The following is a 20,651-nucleotide window of genomic DNA, read 5'->3' as shown; positions in this document are numbered from 1 at the left end:
GGTTTCTATGCCTGGGTGCTTTATTTTGTTTAAGCAAGTTTTTGCCTTCTAACCAACACGGAGGTTTCAGCCTATTTCATTAAATTCACTTTAGATATTATTTTTACTTATGGGGGATTCTACATGAAGAAATGGCTTGTACTAGTCCTTTCAGTCCTACTAGTGACTGGATGCAGCAGCAAAAAAGAAACAGAAAACGCAAAAGAAAAAAAACAGCCGCTTAAAAAGGTCTCGATTGTACTGGATTGGACGCCAAATACCAATCATACTGGATTATATGTAGCAAAAGAAAAAGGATTCTTTAAAAAAGAAGGCTTGGATGTGGATATTATCATGCCGGGTGAAACCGGTGCTGACCAACTAGTCGCTCCTGGCAAGGCGCAGTTTGGTGTAGGTTACCAAGAAGCGATTACCCAGGCACGGATACAAGGGGTGCCGCTCGTATCGATCGCTGCAGTGATTCAGCACAATACATCTGGATTCGCTTCACCTGTTGGCAAAAAGATTCAATCTCCGAATGATTTTGAAGGAAAAACATACGGTGGATGGGGATCGCCAGTCGAAAAATCTGTCATCACTTCACTAATGAAAAAGGAAAACGCCGATGCCAATAAGGTGAAAATCGTGAACATGGGGGATACGGACTTTTTTACGGCTGTGAAACGAGACATCGATTTCGCTTGGATTTACTATGGGTGGACTGGTGTAGAAGCAGAGCTTCGTAATGAAAAAATTAATATGGTTTACTTAACCGATTATTCTGATAAACTGGACTACTATACACCTGTTTTAGAAACCAACGAAAAAATGATCAAAGAAAACCCTGAAACGGTTAAGGCATTCGTAAAGGCGGCTGCCGAGGGGTATGAATTTGCCATTAAAAACCCTGATCAAGCTGCAGATATCCTGATTCAAGCAGCACCGGATTTAGATCCAAAGCTTGTCAAGAAGAGTCAAGAATGGTTGTCTCCAAAATATCAGGATGATGCAAAGGAATGGGGAATTCAAAAGCAAGAGATTTGGGAAAATTATGCCCAATGGATGTATGAGAATAAGCTTCTTGACAAGAAATTAGATGCGAAAAAGGCATTTACAAATGAATTTTTACCAAAACAATAGGGGGGAGAAAAATATGGCGAATTCATTAATCAGCATTCAAATCATCCCGAAAACAAAGGGTGGAGAAGACGTCATTCCATACGTTGATGAAGCCATTAAAGTCATTGCTGAATCTGGTGTGAAATATGAGGTACACCCGTTAGAAACAACCATGGAAGGCGAACTCCACGAATTATTTACGGTGATTTCAAAAATGAATGAACGAATGATTGAAATGGGAAGCAAAAATGTCATTTCTCAAGTGAAAATCCTTTATCAGCCAACAGGCATTTCAATGGATGACCTAACGGGAAAATATCGATCATGAGGAAGAATCTTGTAAAAGGGTGGAGACCGATTTTGGTTCTCCTCCTTTTGTTTGTCATTTGGGAGATTGTCGTTAAATTAGCAGAAGTGCCGGAATGGCTTCTTCCGCCGCCATCAAAGATTTTCACAGAGGCCATTGCCGGTTGGCGTGATTTTTATCCAGATGTGTTTTCAACGGTTAAAATTTCACTATTTGGATTTGTAGTTGGAGCATTCATTGGACTGGCAGTCGCCATTTTATTCCATCTGGTGCCTGTTTTAAGGGATTCTTTTTATCCATTGTTGATTTTATCGCAAAATGTTCCCATTATCGTTCTGGCTCCACTGTTGGTGATTTGGTTTGGGTTTGGCTTATTGCCCAAAATGATTGTCATCACCCTTGTTTGTTTCTTTCCCATTACAGTGGCCGCCTTGGATGGATTTAGCCAAACCCCTTCAGAGTTGAAGCATTATATGAGGATGGCAGGTGCATCCAAAACACAGCTTTTTTGGAAATTGGAGCTGCCGTCATCAATGCCCTCGATTTTTTCAGGCTTTAAGGTTTCTGCCACGTATAGTGTAATGGGTGCCGTTATTTCTGAATGGCTTGGTGCGAAGCAGGGGATCGGTGTCTTTATGACATTCGCATCGTCGTCTTTTCGAACGGACCGGGTGTTCGTTGCTATTTTTACCATCATGTTTTTAAGCCTCTTATTTTTCTTTTTCATCGTTTTTATGGAACGAAGAGTGGTTCGCTGGCAGCCGAAAGGGGATGAGAAAAAATGAGCTATCTTCGTTTTCAAAACGTTACCAAACGTTTCGGGCAAAATGAAGTACTTAAAGACCTTGATTTTTCCATTAATAAAGATGAATTTGTTTCTATTATTGGCCCTTCAGGAAGTGGGAAAAGCACCATTTTCAATTTAATAGGAGGAATTCTTTCACCAGATGAAGGAGAGATCCTATTAGACGGCCAGTGCATTAATGGCAAGCGTGGTTTTATTAGTTATATGCCTCAAACTTCTTCTCTTTTCCCGTGGAGGACGATCCTTGAAAATGTCCTTCTTGGCCAAGAGCTTCAGGGAAAAAAAGACGTAAAGGCAGCACGCGAGATGTTGGCGATTGCAGGACTCTCTGATTATGAAAACGCCTATCCTCACATGCTATCTGGAGGAATGAAGCAACGGGCTGCTTTTATCCGTACCTTATTGAGCCCGCAAGAGGTGATCTGTCTTGATGAGCCTTTTTCCGCTTTAGATGAGCTAACCCGGTTTGAAATGCAGAAATGGTTAGTGGACATGTGGGAATCACATCGAAGGACTATTCTTTTTATTACTCACAATATAGAGGAAGCACTGTTTCTATCCGATCGTGTGATGATGCTGTCTGCTAAAAAGGCAAAGGTCGTTTCAACCATAGAGGTCCCATTTGAAAGGCCACGGCACGAAAGTATACTGTTAGATGAACGCTTTATTCAATGCAAAAGGGATGTATATTACCAATTAGTAGGTGAAGTCAAATGAAGATGATTGATGCTCATATACATTTGGATCGCTATCAAGATGAGGAAATCAAACGAATTGTATTGGATTCTGCCCATATCGAAGCCTTGATTTCTGTATCCTTTCATTTGGATTCCAGTAAAAGAAACCTTTTGCTTGCACAAAAATATCAAAAGGTAAAACCTGCATTTGGCTACCATCCAGAACAAGCATTGCCTTCTGAAAACGAGCTGAAGGGGCTGCTAAATTGGATGGACGACCACCGTGAGGAAATGATTGCTGTAGGAGAAGTGGGGCTGCCATACTACTTAAGGCAAGAGCAGGGGATTTCGATTGCTCCTTATCTTGAAGTATTAGAAGTGTTTATAAGTAAGGCGAAAATATGGGACAAACCGATTGTTCTTCATGCTGTTTACGATGATGCGCCTCTCGTTTGTGACCTTCTCGAAAAATATTCTGTTTCCAAAGCGCATTTTCATTGGTTTAAAGGGGATCAGAAAACAATAGACCGAATGATAAGAAACGGCTACCATATTTCTATTACCCCGGATGTGGTGTATGAACAAGAAATCCAGCAGCTTGTCAGCGTCTATCCTCTCGAGCTCATGATGGTTGAAACCGATGGTCCTTGGCCATTTGAAGGTGCATTTGCAGGAAAAATGACCCATCCGAATATGATGGAGGAATCCATAAGGAAAATCGCACTGCTCAAGAAGCTTTCCGCTGCGGAAGTTTCAGATGTCTTACACCAAAACACAAAAGGGTTTTATCAATTAACATCTTGAAGCTGCCGATCAAACATTGGCAGCTTTCTTTATTTGTAAAAGTTTTTTATCTTCCCTGATTGCCGTGATATGAAACCCCAACAAGTGTTTAATAAAGAGTAAATGACCTTGCCCGATGTGTTTAAGCGCCATTTACTAGGCAAATTTGAAGCATGTGTATTATGCCTATACTTCTGATGAGGAAGAAGAATATGGGTTAGGAACGAAATACGTTTATAAACAAATTGGACTTCTAAAAGAACAGCGAGACATTCCATTGATAAAGCTGGACAAACATCCTCAAAATAAGGATCCTTTTATACTTTGGAAAGAAATGAAGGAATAAAAGAAAAACTCGGTACTCAAAATTCACTACTCAGTAAAAAGAGCAAGCTTATCCATTAACATAAAACAAAAATTTAGTGTTTAGAAAACGTCAAATATGATTGACTTGTCATCAAGGGAATGGTGAAATCCATTCCCCTTTTTGTTCTGACATATGCAGTTTAAGCGAAGCGTTTGATTGTTCAGCAATCGGGCCATTTAGTTGAAGAACTTATCAGCTAAGTAATAATTAAAGGAATAGTACATTCTGATAAAGAATATTAAAAAATGTAATGATAAGGGGGGGATTGAATGATTAATCATGTAGAAAATTTATATCATTATCATGTATGGGCAAATCAACGGATTATTGATCATCTTAAGACACTTTCTCCTGAGAAATATCAAAAGGAAATAAAAAGTGTCTTTTCTTCTGTTTCAAAGGCTTTTTCTCATATCTATTTGGTGGATTATTTATGGCTTAATATCCTCGAAGGTCAAAGTATGAATGAAGCGTTGGAATCTTCACTTCAACTTCAGGAAAAGATTGAGAAACTATCCATTGAAGACTTAGAAACGAAATTTCACACGTTAACGACTCAGTTTAAATCCTTTTTGAACAGACAGGAAGATATAGAAAAGAAAATTATGCTGGATAATCCATATGCAGGATTAAGAGAAACAAGCCTATCTGAAATGGTCTTACACGTTGTGAATCATGGAACCTATCATAGAGGGAATATTTCAGCTATGTTGCATCAGTTGGGTGATTCTTCAGTTATGACTGATTATGCTTTTTATTGGTATTCAGAAAATGTTATTCATCCTAAATAGGCAAGAGTAGAAAATATGCAGAAAAAGAAATATGCCTTTCCACATTTTGGCGCGTTTCTTTAGCATGAAATGCGCTCTTCTTTATAAATTGGGCAAGATTGTGAAATAACTGTTTACATAAGGGGTACTGCCAGTAAAGGTACCATCTGTAAATGGTGCCACCCTATGTCCAATAATGAATATAGCCCAAAGGTAAGCTGGTTCGTATATTCGGCTAAAGAAAAAGGCTTTCATAAATTTAGTTTTTTTGTCACAATTGGAACCCTCTATCCGTCTTGATTAATGAAAAGAATAGGAGGGATTTAAATGAATAAATTTGATGTGGCCATTATTGGTGGTGGGTTTGCTGGATTAACAGCTGCTCTTTTTCTAGCAAAGGAAGGTAAGAAGGTAGTGGTTCTTGAGAAATCAGACCGTTTCGGTGGGCGGTCGATGACCATTAATAAAAATGGCGTTCTCATGAACCTAGGTGCTCATGCCCTTTATAAAGGCGGTGAAGCAATGAAGATATTTGATGAACTCGGGATTACAATCAAGGGAAATGAACCGTCTACGGATGCACATGCTATTTGGAAAAATGAGGTTTATCAAGTACCGCTGGGTTTACGTTCCTTATTTTCGAAGCAATTTCTTAATGGTTTAGGGAAGGTCCGTCTTGCAAAGCTTATGTTTCATCTCAGTAAAATGGATGTGAATTCGGTTTCAAATGAAAGCCTGCAAGCTTGGGCAGAAAGGGTAGTCATTGATCCAATGGTACGCCACTTCTTTTATGCACTTTGTAGAACAACCACTCTAACCTATGCTCCAAGTTTACAGCTAGCTCGTCCAGTTGTAAGGCAGATCCAGAGGGTTATGAAAGAAGGTGTTCTCTATGTTGATCATGGTTGGGAATCTATTGTAACCGAATTAAGGTCTAAAGCTGTCAGTGTCGGTGTTAAACTTCTTGAATCTATGAATGTTAATAGTATTGACCACAATGGCCAAGTTGAACGAGTGTGTTGTACTGATGGAGAATCGTTTGATGTGGAAAGTGTGATTATTGCAACACCTCCTAACGAAGCATGCCGTCTTGTACCCCATGTTGAAAAAACCTCCCTGTATCGTTGGAAGGAGGAAGCAATTCCTGTAACCGCATCCTGCTACGATCTAGGATTAAAAACGATACCTAATTTAAATCATCAATTTGTGCTGGGGCTGGACCAACCAGTCTTCTTTACAAATCAATCTAGGGCCGCGAAGCTTAGTAATGACGGAACATCCGTAGTTTGCTTGGTTAAATATCATGATTTGAATAGAAGTTCGATAGATTCTCGAACAGATAAACAACAATTAGAACGTACAATGGATTTGCTTCATCCAGGCTGGCAAAAAGAAGTGGTCGAACAGCAATATTTACCAAAAATAACCGTTGTGCATAATTTTCCTCATACTAGTAGAACGGAAAAACCAGGTCCAGCTGTACCGGAAATAAAGGGCCTTTATATAGCAGGTGATTGGGCAGGAGACGAGGAATTATTGGTCGATGCTGCTGTTGCAAGCGCGAAACGGGCAGCGTTACACATATTGAAAAAGGATCGGGTGTTAGTATGAATCAGGAGAAAAAGAAGATGGAATTAGAACAAATTTATCAAGATTATAAGCCACTGCTTTTTTCTCTCGCATATCGAATGCTAGGGAGTGTAATGGATGCAGAAGATATTGTTCATGAATCGTTCGTTACTTTTGAAAAACTTAAAGATTCCAAGTCCATAACAAGCGTAAAAGCCTATTTGTGTAAAATTACGACCAATCGTTGTATTGATCACTTAAGGTCTGCTGCCCATAAGAGAGAAACTTATGTGGGCACATGGCTTCCAGAACCGATTGTGGAAGATTACCATAATGACCCGGCTCATTCATATTTTATGAAAGAATCTATTTCCACCGCCTATATAATGTTGCTGCAACAGTTATCCGAAGTTGAAAGAGCGGTGTTTCTTTTACGAGAAGTCTTTCAATACGAATATGATGAGATCGCCTCTATAGTGGATAAAAGCAGCACAAATTGTCGGCAAATATTTCATCGAGCAAAGAAAAGCCTTGTATATGAACCGAATGTTTACCAACAAGATTATCAGCAAATTAGTAGCTATGTAGAAAGGTTCACTGCGGCATTGCAAAACGGTGAAATTTCAGAAATGATTAAAATGCTGCAGAAAGACGCAATCTTTTATGCAGATGGTGGCGGGAAAGTTACAACTGCACTTAAACCAATTTATACTGCGGATCGAATTACACACCTATTCTTGAATGTTATTAAAAAGTTACCAGAAGGTGCAGTGTTCAAATTTAAAAAGGTTAACGGTGGACCAGGAATTGTTGTTATGATTAACGGTTACCTCGCCTACGTAGCTTCATTTGAGTTTAAAGAAGGGAAAATCAATTCCATTTACATGGTGGCGAATCCTGATAAGCTTAGCCGTTTAAACGAAAATATCCAAGGGGCTACCCAAAACATCAATAAAAAATGATGTTGGGTCAACCTTGTAGTCTACTTCTACAGGCGATCAGGGACTTACTTGACAGAATGGACGGATAAAATCGTCCTTTAATTTTTTTATTCAAGTAAGAGGTGCTTTGAGCTCAATATAAACGGCTGCTTTGGCAGCCTTTTTTTTCTTATTCAAATAAAGGTCATTTAACTCATTTTGAAAGCATTTTAAAAAGGTAATAAGTAAAAGGGGTTCATCATATTTTATATAGGCTAATTCCATATTAATGTAAGCAATATGAATGAAAAGAGGTGAATTATGGGGTCAAATAATCTCTTGAAAGACCTTGTTATGAGAGGGCAATATCGAAAAAAGAAAGCAAAGATACTTCAAATTGATAATCCAAATAAAATTGTTGAAAGTTGTTACGTAGTAATCGGAGGAATAGATCAATGGATAACTATACGTGGTGAGGATTATAACAATCCAATCCTGTTATTTGTTCACGGGGGACCAGGTAGTACCTATTCCATTTTCACCCCATTGTTGCGTTCGTGGGAGAAATTCTTTACAGTTGTACAGTGGGATCAACGAGGTGCAGGAAAGACGATTCGGAAAAACGGTAAAGAAGCTAGTGGATCGATCACATTCGAAAGACTTACTCAAGATGGTATTGAAGTGACAGAATATTTGTGTATGAGAGTCGGTCAACCAAAGGTGATCTTGATTGGCAGCTCAGTTGGTAGTTTGATTGGTTTAAAGATGGCAAAACAAAGACCAGACCTTTTTTGGGCCTATGTTAGCACAGACCAGAATGCCCCCGATCTTAACGGTCGTTTATATATATTAACACTGGATGCCCTTAAAAAAGCAAGTGTTTCAAAAGGTGTTAAATTGGTTGAAAAGATGGGATCAATTCCTTCCGAATGGACCCGAACAGATTATGAAAAAAGGAACCGATTTCTTGTCAAAGCTATTAGAGGTGTTCCTAATATGATTACGGATTTAATATTGCCTTCATTAGTTACTTCCCCTGAACATAAAGTAAATGATATATTTGACTATTTTAAAGGATTGTCATTTTCCCTTGATCACCTTTACAAAGAATTAGTTCCCTTTGACTTTAATAAAATAGGAAGAAGTTTTGAATTACCATTTTTTATTTTTCAAGGAGATACAGATATTATAACTCCTACTGAATTGGCAAAAGACTATTTTGATGAAATATCAGCACCTTATAAGGAATTTGTTCCAATCAAAAATGCAGGCCATCTAGCCTGTTTTGCTCAACCTAATCAGTTTCTTGATGAACTTACTGAAAGGGTGCTTCCACTAATTATCACCTAAATATTAATGGTGGAATTTGTGCATAAACCTTTTCATACAAATTAAATGGAACATCTATTAAGGAGGAATAAATAATGACAAATGAAAAATTAAATATCGGAATTATCTTAGGAAGCACTCGTCAAGGTCGAGTTAGTCCTCAAGTAGGAGAATGGGTAAAAGGAATTGCTGACAAACGTGGAGATGCAAATTATGAAATCGTGGATATTTCTGATTTCCAATTACCGTTTTTAGGAACAACCGATGGAACTGAACCTGGAATTGCAGCTTGGAATAAAAAGCTTTTCAGCTTGGACGGATTCGTATTCATCGTTCAAGAATACAATCACAGTATTACAGGAGCACTTAAAAATGCACTTGATTTTGCTCGTGAAGCCTGGAATAACAAGGCGGCAGGTATCGTAAGCTATGGGGGAACTGGTGGAGCTCGTGCAGCTGAACATTTACGTGGAATCTGTGCAGAATTATTAATAGCGGATGTGAAGGTTCATCCAACATTATCTTTATTTACTGATTTTGAAAACTTTACTACCTTTAAACCAGCTGTATTACATCATAAAAATGTCAATTTAATGCTTGACCAAGTTTTAGCCTGGAGTGGTGCATTAAAAACCTTGAGAAAATAATTAAATTGGATAAGTGGACTGTGCCCCGAATATCAAACGCTAAAAAAAGTGTCTGATATTTTTTTAAATCTAGTCAATTATGAACATTTTCCAGAGTGTTCTCAAAAAGGCTTGTGAACTGTTGCACTTAAACTAACGTATGCTTGAATACAAAAGGGTTGCATTAAGTTAATGGAAAAACAACCAAAGATAGCGAATGTATAATTATTTAAATTATTGAATAAATATTCATTTTATGTTAATATAATAATAGTTTAAATTCTTCTGAGTTTAGACCTCCTAAAATGGACTTAGCTTAGACCACTAAGTTCAACTTTGACCTTTGATTCTATAGATCAAAGGTATTTTTTTGTTTGGATATTGTTGTAAATTGTCACTCATTCTACATATTTGTTGCTTTAAATTGAATATAGTTTTTGAAATTTTGTAACGGAACAGTATAGTTCAACATCCATCCATTAGTTACTATCCACAGGTCTACTTTAATCTGAGATAATCTTATTCTAGTCGAGGCGGCATCCCAGCGTGATACACACGCATTCGAAGCCTTGGGATACAAAAACAACGGCGAATGGCCAGGCCACGATTTTTTTGAAGCATTACCTTACTTTCTGGAGCTCCTGATCAAAAACAATGGCACTAAAGGATTTGACTAGTGGATCATTGTGACGAAGGACATTGATATTCAAGGAGGTTTAAACAATAAATTGTGACGAGTTGAACCTAGTTGGTTCCAAAGTTTATTGATGAGGAACTTATGTTAGGATGAATTATGTTAACTTAATATATACATTATGCAATAAACTTTCACTAAGTAAATACATGTTAAAAACAGAAGGTAATATGAATTTTTTGATTTTATCATCTGAGTTATCTTTCCTTTATTATTGAATTTTCTGAAATCTAATAATAGAATATACCTGTTAACTAATATTATGAGGTGACTGAATTGAGAAAATTGATTTACCTTTCCATTTTTTTATTGTTTACAGGGATAATAGGATTTACAGCTCAAGCTCAAACACCAAGTAAAGAAGTTACTTCTAAAGAAAAACTTAACGTTAAAAAATTAGACGTCGCTGAATTTTTCTCTGACCATAATGGAACGTTTATATTACGTGATGTTAAAACTAGAAAAACCTTTGTCTACAACCAGGAAAGAGCTAACACAAGACAAACCCCGGAATCTACCTTTAAGGTCCCAAATGCATTAATTGGATTACAAGTCAAAGCTGTTCGAGACGAATATGATGTAAAACGATGGGACGGAGTCAAACATGAATTTGATACATGGAACCGTGACCATACCCTTGGGTCAGCTATGCGTGAATCAGCAATATGGTATTACCAGGCAATGGCTAGGGATATTGGAGAGCAACGCATGAGTGATTGGGTAAAAAAAATCTCTTATGGAAATGAGGATATTAGTGGAGGAATCGATCATTTCTGGTTAAGCAGCTCTTTGAAAATCAGTCCGCTTGAACAGGTTGATTTTATGGAGAAGTTGTATAAAGAAGAACTTCCGTTTGATAGACTTGTAATGAAAACTGTTAAACGAATGATGATCCAGGTGGAAGGGGATCACTACACACTTTATGGAAAAACGGGGACAAGATTGTCTGATTTAGGTTTAGGATGGTTTGTTGGATTTATAACAGTGGAGAATCGTTCTTATGTATTTGTAACAAACATAGATAGTACAGGTACAAAAGCTAAAAACATCACATTGGATATATTAAAGAAGTACCACTTAATTACAGAATAAAAATGAAGTTTCAGTACTTGTTATGTAAAGTAGCAGAAAAAAGAAATATGTTATTCTTGTTGATACGTAATCGGGCGCGTTTATATAAGAACACGTCCTTTTCGTATTTGAGCCAGATTGTAGTATAACGAATTGTGGGGTTTATTTTATTTGTTAAGTAAAATCTATCTTTATTGTAAAACGGATTGATAAATTTAAAAGCAGGATTTATTCATATATCAAAGGAAATTATTATAAATATTTATATTAAGAAGTATAAGAATGTCCGTATATAATATTAGTGGAGTTTTTATAAGGGTTAAAAATATTGAAAAGACTATTGATTTCTATACAAAACAACTTGGATTAAGAGTGCGTGATCTTGAAGGATGGGAAGGATGAAGTTATTGCACTAAAGGAACAGGTCAGTTTAGGAAGGAAAACGTTTAGTTATAAAGAAAATAGTAGATTATTAAAATGCTATAAGGTGAAGCTGTTAGCTATTAAACAAGGAGAAATGAAACTGTTACAAAGAGGTGAATATATTGAAAACTTATCGATTACCCATTTTCATTTTACTTATGAGCCTTATATACATATTTGCCATTCCCAGCAAACCAGAAGCCATCAAATTGCTATTTAAATTAATCCCAATGTGGCTAATTCTTTTCTATGCTTATAAACAAATACCTGATAAAAAATCACGCCCTCATTGGATTATATGGTGCGGATTATTTATCTGTATGCTAGGTGATGGGCTAATTAGATGGTTCGTTATCGGCTTAGCAGCCTTCCTCATTGGTCATCTGTTTTATATTGCAGGGTTTTCCCGTTATTGGCGTTTTACTAAGCTTTCACTTCTTATGATTCTACCTATTGCATTATATGGCTTTGTTATGGGATATCACGTAATCGCTGCATTGCTTCAGAATCATCTTGATACCTTAGTAGTTCCCGTACTTATGTATATTGTGATTATATCCCTGATGAGTTGGACTGGATTTTTGTCCCATAATAGATGGGCAATAATAGGAAGTATTTTATTTGTCCTCTCAGACTCAATTCTGTCGTGGAATATGTTTGTTTCAGAGATTCCTCATTCCGATATCCTGATTATGACAACCTATTATATAGCGCAATTTTTCATTGCACACAGCTTGCGCTTCTTTCCTAGTTTTGCAAGCTATTCTTCGGGTAAAAAATAGGCGAGATTTATTGTCTCGCCTTTTATGTTTTCTGTAGCAATTACGGCACTTGTCGCAGCTCTAAAAAGACAACATCCACCCATCTGACTTAAACTATAGGGTGACTAGAGTAAGGCAATTTTCTTATTCAAGTAATGAAGCAGGTTAATGGAATAAAGAATGGGTCAAAGGAGAAGGGAAATTCTTCTCCTTTCCTATTTTTTGAATTAATAGAAAAGTGATATTATTCACGGAATTAAAGTTACAAATAAATTAAAATGAATTTTAGTTATTCAACTAAGGTTTTTTCATAAAAAAAACATATTTTAGTTAATCAAAAGACGTATAGGGGGATAGAACGGTGAAAAAAAAAGACCTACCTATTGTATATTCATGCTCTGGATGTTCATCAGCTGCACAAACGGCTAACATCATTGCTATTAAGATGGATCGAGAAAAATTAGCTGAAATGTCCTGTATCGCTGGTGTTGGGGGTGATGTCCAACCACTTGTCAAAACAGCAAAATCAGGAAGAGATATCATTGCAATTGATGGTTGTCTCTTATCCTGTTGCAAAAAGTTCTTTAGCTAGACATGAGGTTCAGCCCAAATATCATTTTGTACTTTCTGACTTTGATGTACCTAAAATAAATGGTAAGGATCCAGACCCTAACCTTTATATAAGTGCATACAAACGTATTTTGGAACTCATTAATAATCATTCTTAATCATTGATTTTATTTCTGAACAACTTTGGGTCAAGAGAGAACTGCATCGCTATTTAGGCATTGCCCTTATTTAATTGTTAGTTAATCTTATAAATAAATAAAATATTCTTTTGTAGGAATTTTTATTATCTGGTCCTTTATTACTGTGCTCCTTTTTTCTGATTCGAAATCAATCTTGTGAAAAGATGAACTTAAAGGAATGGGTGATTTAGTGTAAAAAAGGGTTGCTGCGGCAGCTCTTTTCTTGTTATAACCGGTGAGGTTCGTATTATAAGGTTAACTAGTTTTTTAAACATGGGTTTGACAAAATGTCTCTTATATACATATGATATTTAAACCAAAACTTTACAATTGACAAAATGAACTGTAACGAGTAAATTTACAGTATGTTAACTGTAATTTTTTTTATTACATTAAATTATGTTTGCCAACATATTTGTTAGGAGAGTGTATAAATATGGTGACTCTGTATACGACACCAAGCTGTGGTTCATGCCGAAAAGCAAAAGCTTGGCTTGAGGAATATCAAATTGATTATATGGAAAGAAACATCTTATCTAATCCTCTTACAGTGGATGAGATTAAATCAATTCTTCGCTTGACAGAAGAGGGGACTAGCGAAATTATTTCAACGAATTCAAAGTCGTTCAAAGAATTAAACATAAATATTGAATCTCTTCCGCTTAATGAATTGTACAAATTAATAATGGAGCATCCCAAAATGGTGCGCCGGCCCATTATCCTGGACGAAAAAAGATTACAAGTAGGATATAACGAGGACGAAATTCGTAGTTTTCTTCCCCGTAGAATCAGAACATATTTGTACAATGAATTGCAAAAAGAGGCCAATTAAAATCAATAATAAGAACAAAATGCTAAATCTTTACAATTAAAACTACACCATGGAACGGAAAAGAAGGATTACCTTTAATGTTTATTTTAAAAGGAGGAATAACGGATGATTGAAGTATTTGTGACAGTAAATTATAAAGATAGAAATTACCATACCAATGTCATTGTGAAAAAAGATATGGGATGGGAAAAAATTAAACGGATAGCAGAAGAACAAGTCAAAAAACAATGGGATATATAAAAAAACTTGCTTATCTAGCGTCCTTAATAAAGATAAATACTTGAGTAAATAATCTGTAATATTTACTATTACAGTGCGTTATTAATTTTAAAAAGATGCAGAAAATACATGTACTAGTAAAAATATATGAGAAGTTTTATTGCTTAGGAGGCAAGTCATGAATAGTGATTTTACCCTTGCCATTCATAGTTTATCTTTTCTTGCTCTACAGCCTGACCGCATGTCAACTAGCGAGGCCATTTCAGAAAGTGCTGGCGTCCATCCGGTACGCATTCGAAAAGTGCTAAGTTTGTTAAAGAAACATGGATTTATTAAATCCAAAGAGGGAACTGGCGGCGGATTTATTTTTGCGCTAGATCTAAGTGAAGTGAATCTTTGGGATATATATAAGATAACCTCAGAAGGTGCTCTGCAGCCCAAGTGTCCTGAATCAAATGAAAAGTGTATTGTAGGGGCGAATATGCAAAGAGTCCTATGCGGCATTTTCTTCGGTGCGGAAGAACATATGGGAGAATATTTAAAGAATTATACAATCAAAGAGGTTGTAAATCTTGTTAATAGGGGCAATAAACAGAATATGTCTGAGACTTTTTTAAGTAAAATGTAATAAAAAAGATTACAGATTAATTAAAGCTGGCATATTCTAAGATGAAACGAAAAAAATAAGAAGGTGAAAAAACTATGTTCTCCACTAATAATACGATTTTAAAAACAGGTGATTGGATTAAGGCAGAATCAGGGGATGGCGAATTAATCATTGGGTATATTGATTCACTGTCTAGTCTAGAAGGAGTAGTAAAGGTAACCGTTGTTACAAGTGACAATAATCATACAATTGGCAAAACAATACCAATTTTAAGTAGACGGGTTAAAAAGCTACCTGTTTCTAATGTAACCAACAAGGCACAAATTGAATTTCTCCTGGACTTGGCTTTATCAACTGGGGATAAGGAATGGTTTTTGGCACTTTCTTCGGAGTTAAACGCAATGAAGCAGCTTGTTAATGGAGTACATTAATCTTACACGTCGAATTCCGATTACTGTGACAAGTAAAAATGATGGAGCAGAAGTTCCTTGAATGGAGGAAGACTAAGACAGACAAGAAGTTTCTAAAATACAGAAGCTGCGCTTTCATTGGTAAACCGAAGATCGGTTCCTTGTGACGATGTATCATAAAAATGCTTCATTAGGATACGTATGCCACTCAAACTTTTATTTAGTAATGAGAGATGGTTGACCCCGACCACCGGTATCTTTAGTAAAAATCGCTTTTATTTTAGTACGTCAAAACACTCATAAACGTTGATATACCAATGTTTGTGGTGTTTAGTACGAGAGGGACCGTGAAGGAAGCACCTCTAGTGTACCAGTTGTTCTGCCAAGAGCATGCTGGGTAGCTTTGTGCGGACGGACAGCTCCTCTCAAATTTCCTTTGCCCACGATGGATAGGGACCGAACTTTCTTACGACGTTCTGAACCCAGCTCACGTACCGCTTTAATAGGCGAACAGCCCAACCCTTTGGGACCGACTGCAGCCCCAGGATGCATTGGTCCGACAGGGTGCCAAACCTTCCCGTTGGTCAATCTGAAAGGTTCACAGTGCCCGTGAACGAAGAAAAAAATACAAAAGGGTCACTCTGAAAGGTTCACAGTGCCCGTGGACGAAGAAAAAAATACAAAACGGTCCCTCTGAAAGGTTCACAGTGCCCGTGGACGAAGGAAAAAATACAAAAGGGTCCCTCTGGAAGGTTCACAGTGCCCGTGGACGAAGAAAAAAATACAAAAGGGGACCTTGATTTAGAATGGTTCTCACCAGACAAAATGATAGTGGCTCGTGCAAAAGAGAACAAAAAAAAATCATAAAAAGTTCACAAATCTATGAATCCATGTTACTATTAGAAAGGTTTATAGAGTATGGAAAGTTCATTGATGCCAGTTAATAAAAATTGACTGTACATCCTGTTCTTGACATAGTGTCTATAGCGGGATGGATTGCTAGTATGAGAAAATGCTCAGTTGTCAGCCCACTGTAAAACGGTACATGCATTTGCATGTGAACCGATTTATGGTGGGCTTTTTTGCGTTTTGATTCGTACAGGCTATCTATTTAACGTACTAACTTTAAAAGCAATGGGCAAAGAGACCGGCTATTGTCCCATTGTCTTAACAAAAGGTCATTAAATTCATCTAACTGGAGGAAAAAATATGGCGTTTCATAGTTCCCAGCGCATCGCGGAATTAGCAGTTGAGGCTGGTTCCAAAAAGGCATCGATGCGGCCAGAACATGTACTTTTATTAGGCTTTTTAGGCGGAGCCTTTATAGCACTTGGTTTTCTTTTAGATATTCGAGTAATTGCAGATTTACCGAAGGAATGGGGTTCCTTCAGCTCACTTTTAGGCGGAGCTGTTTTCCCCGTAGGACTAATGTTAATCATTATTGCAGGTGGAGAATTGTTAACAGGGAACATGATGGCGCTTCCGATTGCCGTTCTAGTAAAGCGTGCTACGGTAGGACAACTACTAAAAAATTGGCTCTTAGTTTTAGTCGGCAACTTTATTGGTGCAATCCTCGTCGCTTATTTCTTTGGTCATGTACTGGGTTTAACAGAAACAGGTCCCTTCCTAACCAAAACCGTTGCAATCGCAGAAGCTAAAATTGAGGAAACATTTATTCAAAGCGTAATTTCCGCTGTCGGCTGTAACTGGCTCGTTTGTTTAGGCGTTTGGCTCGCTTTTGGTGCAGATGATATCCGTGGAAAAATACTTGCCATTTGGTTCCCGATCATGGGATTTGTAGCTATTGGTTTTCAGAACGTTGTTGCCAACATGTTCGTAATCCCTGCCGCTATCTTCTCAGGGAACTTCACATGGGTAGATTATATAGCTAATTTTGTCCCAGTAGTAATTGGAAATGCAATCGGTGGCGGTATTTTTGTAGCCTTGATCTATTGGATGGTCCATAAGGATTCCCTCCAAACACAGTCTAAAGCAAAGCCAAGTATCAGAAAAGCTGTATAACGACTATTAGGATGATTCTTGATTAATGCATTTTCATAGTTTGATAGAAAAAGCAAGTTTGTTTTAGGTAAGGAAGAATAACTGGGTATACTAGTGAATTGTTTTTTAGAAGATCAATAGATTTTCTCTGCTTTTATCTAAGGAGGACTTACAGTGAAAGAAAAAGTGAATGTTCTAATAAATGGAACAGCACATGAGGTAGAAAAAGGAACTCGTATTTTAGATTATTTACTACAACAGGAAATGGAGCATCCGCACATATGCTATTCTGAAGTTTTAGGTCCGGTTCAGAGCTGTGATACGTGTATGTGTGAAGTTAATGGAAACATTATGCGCGCATGTTCCACAACGATTGAAGACGGTATGGACATTTTGACCTCATCAGAGCTCGCAAAGCAAGCACAGGAGGAAGCAATGGACCGTATTCTAGAAAACCATCTATTATACTGCACCGTTTGTGACAATAACAATGGCAATTGTCGTGTCCATAATACAGCAGAAATGATGGGGGTCGAACACCAAACACGCCCTCATCGCTCTAAGGGCTATGAAGTAGATATGTCTCACCCGTTTTATCGGTACGATCCCGATCAATGTATCTTGTGCGGCCGCTGTGTAGAGACATGTCAGGATCTTCAAGTGAATGAAACGTTAACGATTGACTGGAAAAGCGGTCAGCCTCGTGTTTTATGGGACGGAGGAAAAAGTATTAATGAATCCTCCTGTGTATCCTGCGGTCAGTGTGTAACAGTTTGCCCTTGTAATGCCTTAATGGAAAAGTCCATGCTTGGAAATGCTGGATTTATGACAAGCATTTCAGATGACTTGCTTACACCAATGATTGATATTGTCAAAGCAGTAGAGCCTGATTATCAAACAATCATGGCAGTTTCAGAAGTAGAAGCAGCGATGCGTGAGACTCGCATTGAGAAAACAAAAACCGTTTGTACATTCTGCGGCGTAGGCTGCTCATTTGAAGTTTGGACAAAAGATCGTGAAATTCTTAAAATTGAACCATCTGAAAACGCCCCTGTAAACAGCGTTTCCACCTGTGTAAAAGGGAAATTTGGATGGGATTATGTAAATTCCGAAGAACGGATTACGACACCTTTAATTCGTAAAGGGGATGTGTTTGTTGAAGCAAGTTGGGATGAGGCACTTTCTCTCGTTGCGAAGAAACTCGGCGGTATGAAAGAAACGTACGGCAGCGATGCCATCGGTTTTATTTCGTCATCTAAAATTACGAACGAGGAAAACTATCTAATCCAAAAGTTGGCTCGTCAAGTGTTTGGAACCAATAATGTGGACAATTGCTCTCGTTATTGCCAGTCACCTGCTTCGTGGGGGTTACAACAAACTGGAGGCATCGGCGGCGACAGTGGAACAATTAAGGATATAGCGGGTGCGGGTCTTGTCATCCTAGTTGGATGTGCCCCTGCAGAAGGACATCCTGTACTTGCCACACGTATCAAACGTTCTCAAAAACTTCACGGCCAAAAATTAATTACCGTTGATGTGCGCAGACATGAAATGGGTGACCGTGCAGACTTGTTCGTTCGTCCAAAACAAGGAACAGACTATGTATGGCTTTCCGCTATTACGAAGTATATCATTGACCAAGGCTGGCATGATGTGAAATTTATCACAGAACATGTCAATCATTATGATGAGTTTTTCAAAATGATTGAACCTTATAGTCTTGAAGAGGCAGAAAAGATTACGGGTATCTATAAAGAAACATTAATCCAAATGGCGGAAATGATTCGTGATGCGGATGGGACAGTGATTTGCTGGGGTATGGGTGTAACGCAAAATATCGCGGGTTCACATACATCTATTGCCATTGCCAACCTGCTTCTTGCTACTGGAAACATGATGCGTCCAAACGCAGGTGCGTACCCGTTACGTGGACATAATAACGTACAAGGTGCAGCTGACATGGGAACGATGCCAAATATCTTCCCAGGTTATCAATCGGTAACAGATGACCAAATACGCACAAAATTTGAGAAGGCGTATGGGGTAGATCTTCCTGGCACTCCTGGACTTGACAATATTCAAATGCTCGAAGCTATTGATAAAGGCGAGATGAAGGCGATATTCATCGCCGGGGAGGATATGGCATGGGTCGATGCTGATTCGAATCATACGCAGGCAATGCTCGCTAAGCTTGATTTCCTTGTCGTACAAGAAATCTTCTTAAGCACAACAGCCCAATTTGCAGATGTTATTTTGCCAGGTGCGCCGTCACTTGAAAAAGATGGTACGTTTACCAATACGGAACGTCGCGTGCAGCGCTTGTATCAAGCATTAGAGCCTCTAGGGAATAGTAAGCCTGACTGGTGGATCCTTTCAGAGCTTGCGAAGCATATGGGCTTTGATTGGAATTATACACATCCTAGTGAGATTTTTGCGGAAATGGCAAGCTTAACACCTTTCTTCAGCCAATGTAATTACGATGTGCTAGAAGGGTGGAACAGCTTCCACTGGGGTTCTCCTGATGGAACGAACACACCGCTGCTTTACCAAGACGGCTTTAATTTCCCAGATAAAAAAGCGCGGTTCGGTTTGTTTGATTATGTGCCGCCAATGGAGTTCCCGCAAGAATTCGATCTATCATTAGATAACGGACGTCTGTTGGAGCACTTCCATGAAGGAAACTTAACACAGAAATCAGAAGGACTTAACTATAAATTCCCGAAAGTTTTCGTTGAGGTCTCCCCTGAACTTGCAGAAGAGCGCGGCGTAAAAGATGGGTCACTTGTACGTCTTGTATCACCATATGGGGCGATTCGCCTGCCAGTTCTAGTGACAGATCGTGTGACAGGAAAAACGATCTATGTGCCAATGCATTCCTCTAGCCATGAGAGTGCGATTAACCTGCTTACAGGAGGGGCAGTAGATGTGGTGACACGTACACCAGCATACAAACAAGTGAAGGTGCGGATGGAAGTCCTTGAACTTAACGGAGAAAATCCGCTTCCAAGGTACAATCCACGTAATGCGATCCGTACACCACAAATGGGCCTTGAAATTTACCGTAAGTGGGAACGCGGTGATTATGTTCCGATTGCAAGTGTGAACGAGCATATTAACCCTGGTTTCTATGACAGGAGGAATGCGTAATGGCAAAACCAATTCAGGTCATTCAAAAGACAGAGCTAACAGAAGAACAAATGAAAATGCAATCCTTGGAGAACTTAATCTCCGGGGTTGCAGACAATAAAGATTCACTTCTTGAAACATTGGAATTGCTGCAGGAATTGCATAATAGCGGGATTATGGATGCGTTAGGCAGTCTTCTAAAAGCGAAAGAGAGCGCAGCAAAAATCGCTGTCGGTCAACTTACGCGAAAACCTGTGACAAACATGATCAATAATGCGATGGCTGCAGGCGGAATTCTGACTGAGCTAGACCCGGAAACAACTAGTAAGCTCGCTAAAAGTTTAACGGCCGGATTAAAAAAGGCTGGGCAGGGATTAGAGGCGGATTCCAAGATTGGGCTCTTTGACTTAATGAAGGCCATCAAGGATCCAGATATTAATCGTGCATTAGGCTTTGGATTTAACCTGTTAAAAGGCATGGGTGAGGGATTAAAAAAGTAATTTGAAA

At 38.2% G+C, this 20,651-nt stretch carries 20 protein-coding genes, 2 pseudogenes and 1 other annotated feature; all 22 genes and pseudogenes read left to right on the top strand.

Annotation, left to right across the window (positions count from 1 at the left end; translation table 11 throughout):
* Positions 1-123: 123 nt before the first annotated feature.
* The 22 genes and pseudogenes from KW850_RS06670 to KW850_RS06570 all read left to right on the top strand — a co-directional run bounded on the left by KW850_RS06670 (position 124) and on the right by KW850_RS06570 (position 20,644).
* Positions 124-1,119: an ABC transporter substrate-binding protein gene (locus KW850_RS06670; protein WP_218346788.1), complete on the top strand. Its 996-nt coding sequence runs from the start codon at positions 124-126 to the stop codon at positions 1,117-1,119.
* A gap of 13 nt (positions 1,120-1,132) precedes the next feature.
* Positions 1,133-1,426: a thiamine-binding protein gene (locus KW850_RS06665; RefSeq protein WP_218346787.1), complete on the top strand. Its 294-nt coding sequence runs from the start codon at positions 1,133-1,135 to the stop codon at positions 1,424-1,426.
* Positions 1,423-2,190: an ABC transporter permease gene (locus KW850_RS06660; RefSeq protein ID WP_218346786.1), complete on the top strand. Its 768-nt coding sequence runs from the start codon at positions 1,423-1,425 to the stop codon at positions 2,188-2,190. Before KW850_RS06665 ends, KW850_RS06660 begins: the two co-directional genes overlap by 4 nt.
* Positions 2,187-2,927 (top strand): ABC transporter ATP-binding protein, encoded by a 741-nt coding sequence (locus KW850_RS06655; RefSeq protein WP_218346785.1) that lies wholly within the window; start codon positions 2,187-2,189, stop codon positions 2,925-2,927. Before KW850_RS06660 ends, KW850_RS06655 begins: the two co-directional genes overlap by 4 nt.
* On the top strand, positions 2,924-3,691 hold the full coding sequence (locus tag KW850_RS06650; protein WP_218346784.1) for a TatD family hydrolase: 768 nt from the start codon (positions 2,924-2,926) through the stop codon (positions 3,689-3,691). The genes KW850_RS06655 and KW850_RS06650 overlap by 4 nt, the downstream gene beginning before the upstream one ends.
* Positions 3,692-4,306: 615 nt before the next feature.
* The gene (locus KW850_RS06645; protein WP_218346783.1) at positions 4,307-4,828 is read left to right on the top strand and encodes a DinB family protein; all 522 of its coding nucleotides are present in this window, start codon (positions 4,307-4,309) and stop codon (positions 4,826-4,828) included.
* A 306-nt stretch (positions 4,829-5,134) separates the two neighbouring features.
* Entirely contained in the window at positions 5,135-6,418 is a 1,284-nt protein-coding gene (locus KW850_RS06640; protein ID WP_218346782.1) for a phytoene desaturase family protein, read from the top strand.
* 17 nt (positions 6,419-6,435) lie between these two features.
* Positions 6,436-7,338 (top strand): RNA polymerase sigma-70 factor, encoded by a 903-nt coding sequence (locus tag KW850_RS06635; RefSeq protein ID WP_218346781.1) that lies wholly within the window; start codon positions 6,436-6,438, stop codon positions 7,336-7,338.
* A gap of 279 nt (positions 7,339-7,617) precedes the next feature.
* Entirely contained in the window at positions 7,618-8,646 is a 1,029-nt protein-coding gene (locus tag KW850_RS06630) for an alpha/beta fold hydrolase (RefSeq protein WP_218346780.1), read from the top strand.
* Positions 8,647-8,720: 74 nt separating this feature from the next.
* Positions 8,721-9,272 carry an NADPH-dependent FMN reductase gene (locus tag KW850_RS06625; protein WP_218346779.1) on the top strand — a complete coding sequence of 184 codons (552 nt, stop codon included), beginning with the start codon at positions 8,721-8,723 and terminating at the stop codon, positions 9,270-9,272.
* Between the two features lie 500 nt (positions 9,273-9,772).
* A pseudogene (locus KW850_RS33210) lies at positions 9,773-9,925 on the top strand (GNAT family N-acetyltransferase); the annotation flags it as partial.
* 296 nt (positions 9,926-10,221) lie between these two features.
* Entirely contained in the window at positions 10,222-11,037 is an 816-nt protein-coding gene (gene blaOXA / locus KW850_RS06620; RefSeq protein WP_218346778.1) for a class D beta-lactamase, read from the top strand.
* Between the two features lie 261 nt (positions 11,038-11,298).
* Complete coding sequence (locus KW850_RS34220; RefSeq protein ID WP_218346777.1) at positions 11,299-11,418, top strand: VOC family protein; 120 nt, start codon at positions 11,299-11,301, stop codon at positions 11,416-11,418.
* Positions 11,419-11,552: 134 nt separating this feature from the next.
* On the top strand, positions 11,553-12,221 hold the full coding sequence (locus tag KW850_RS06610; protein ID WP_308128761.1) for a lysoplasmalogenase: 669 nt from the start codon (positions 11,553-11,555) through the stop codon (positions 12,219-12,221).
* Between the two features lie 340 nt (positions 12,222-12,561).
* A pseudogene (locus tag KW850_RS34020) lies at positions 12,562-12,928 on the top strand (putative zinc-binding protein).
* A gap of 457 nt (positions 12,929-13,385) precedes the next feature.
* Positions 13,386-13,781, top strand: a complete 396-nt coding sequence (gene spxA / locus KW850_RS06600) for a transcriptional regulator SpxA (RefSeq protein WP_218346775.1) — start codon at positions 13,386-13,388, stop codon at positions 13,779-13,781.
* A gap of 105 nt (positions 13,782-13,886) precedes the next feature.
* Positions 13,887-14,021 (top strand): BA3454 family stress response protein, encoded by a 135-nt coding sequence (locus KW850_RS06595; RefSeq protein WP_218346774.1) that lies wholly within the window; start codon positions 13,887-13,889, stop codon positions 14,019-14,021.
* 157 nt (positions 14,022-14,178) lie between these two features.
* Entirely contained in the window at positions 14,179-14,628 is a 450-nt protein-coding gene (locus tag KW850_RS06590; protein WP_218346773.1) for an RrF2 family transcriptional regulator, read from the top strand.
* Between the two features lie 74 nt (positions 14,629-14,702).
* Positions 14,703-15,038 carry an IDEAL domain-containing protein gene (locus tag KW850_RS06585; protein ID WP_218346772.1) on the top strand — a complete coding sequence of 112 codons (336 nt, stop codon included), beginning with the start codon at positions 14,703-14,705 and terminating at the stop codon, positions 15,036-15,038.
* Positions 15,039-15,475: 437 nt separating this feature from the next.
* Positions 15,476-15,579 (bottom strand) — a sequence feature (23S ribosomal RNA rRNA prediction is too short).
* A gap of 647 nt (positions 15,580-16,226) precedes the next feature.
* Positions 16,227-17,039: a formate/nitrite transporter family protein gene (locus KW850_RS06580; RefSeq protein ID WP_218346771.1), complete on the top strand. Its 813-nt coding sequence runs from the start codon at positions 16,227-16,229 to the stop codon at positions 17,037-17,039.
* Between the two features lie 153 nt (positions 17,040-17,192).
* Positions 17,193-20,165: a formate dehydrogenase subunit alpha gene (fdhF, locus tag KW850_RS06575; protein WP_218346770.1), complete on the top strand. Its 2,973-nt coding sequence runs from the start codon at positions 17,193-17,195 to the stop codon at positions 20,163-20,165.
* Positions 20,165-20,644 (top strand): helical membrane plugin domain-containing protein, encoded by a 480-nt coding sequence (locus KW850_RS06570; RefSeq protein ID WP_218346769.1) that lies wholly within the window; start codon positions 20,165-20,167, stop codon positions 20,642-20,644. The genes fdhF and KW850_RS06570 overlap by 1 nt, the downstream gene beginning before the upstream one ends.
* Positions 20,645-20,651: the final 7 nt, after the last annotated feature.

This window comes from Bacillus sp. sid0103 (assembly GCF_019219025.1).
The sequence above is the reverse complement of the archived record's forward strand: the minus strand, read 5'-3'. Positions and strand labels throughout refer to the sequence as shown.

What these genes read in the sequence shown, in the direction of transcription:
- KW850_RS06670 (WP_218346788.1), top strand. Translation starts at nt 124, where the DNA reads ATGAAGAAATGGCTTGTACTAGTCCTTTCAGTCCTACTAGTGACTGGA.
- KW850_RS06665 (WP_218346787.1), top strand. Translation starts at nt 1,133, where the DNA reads ATGGCGAATTCATTAATCAGCATTCAAATCATCCCGAAAACAAAGGGT.
- KW850_RS06660 (WP_218346786.1), top strand. Translation starts at nt 1,423, where the DNA reads ATGAGGAAGAATCTTGTAAAAGGGTGGAGACCGATTTTGGTTCTCCTC.
- KW850_RS06655 (WP_218346785.1), top strand. Translation starts at nt 2,187, where the DNA reads ATGAGCTATCTTCGTTTTCAAAACGTTACCAAACGTTTCGGGCAAAAT.
- KW850_RS06650 (WP_218346784.1), top strand. Translation starts at nt 2,924, where the DNA reads ATGAAGATGATTGATGCTCATATACATTTGGATCGCTATCAAGATGAG.
- KW850_RS06645 (WP_218346783.1), top strand. Translation starts at nt 4,307, where the DNA reads ATGATTAATCATGTAGAAAATTTATATCATTATCATGTATGGGCAAAT.
- KW850_RS06640 (WP_218346782.1), top strand. Translation starts at nt 5,135, where the DNA reads ATGAATAAATTTGATGTGGCCATTATTGGTGGTGGGTTTGCTGGATTA.
- KW850_RS06635 (WP_218346781.1), top strand. Translation starts at nt 6,436, where the DNA reads ATGGAATTAGAACAAATTTATCAAGATTATAAGCCACTGCTTTTTTCT.
- KW850_RS06630 (WP_218346780.1), top strand. Translation starts at nt 7,618, where the DNA reads ATGGGGTCAAATAATCTCTTGAAAGACCTTGTTATGAGAGGGCAATAT.
- KW850_RS06625 (WP_218346779.1), top strand. Translation starts at nt 8,721, where the DNA reads ATGACAAATGAAAAATTAAATATCGGAATTATCTTAGGAAGCACTCGT.
- KW850_RS34220 (WP_218346777.1), top strand. Translation starts at nt 11,299, where the DNA reads ATGTCCGTATATAATATTAGTGGAGTTTTTATAAGGGTTAAAAATATT.
- spxA (WP_218346775.1), top strand. Translation starts at nt 13,386, where the DNA reads ATGGTGACTCTGTATACGACACCAAGCTGTGGTTCATGCCGAAAAGCA.
- KW850_RS06595 (WP_218346774.1), top strand. Translation starts at nt 13,887, where the DNA reads ATGATTGAAGTATTTGTGACAGTAAATTATAAAGATAGAAATTACCAT.
- KW850_RS06590 (WP_218346773.1), top strand. Translation starts at nt 14,179, where the DNA reads ATGAATAGTGATTTTACCCTTGCCATTCATAGTTTATCTTTTCTTGCT.
- KW850_RS06585 (WP_218346772.1), top strand. Translation starts at nt 14,703, where the DNA reads ATGTTCTCCACTAATAATACGATTTTAAAAACAGGTGATTGGATTAAG.
- KW850_RS06580 (WP_218346771.1), top strand. Translation starts at nt 16,227, where the DNA reads ATGGCGTTTCATAGTTCCCAGCGCATCGCGGAATTAGCAGTTGAGGCT.
- KW850_RS06570 (WP_218346769.1), top strand. Translation starts at nt 20,165, where the DNA reads ATGGCAAAACCAATTCAGGTCATTCAAAAGACAGAGCTAACAGAAGAA.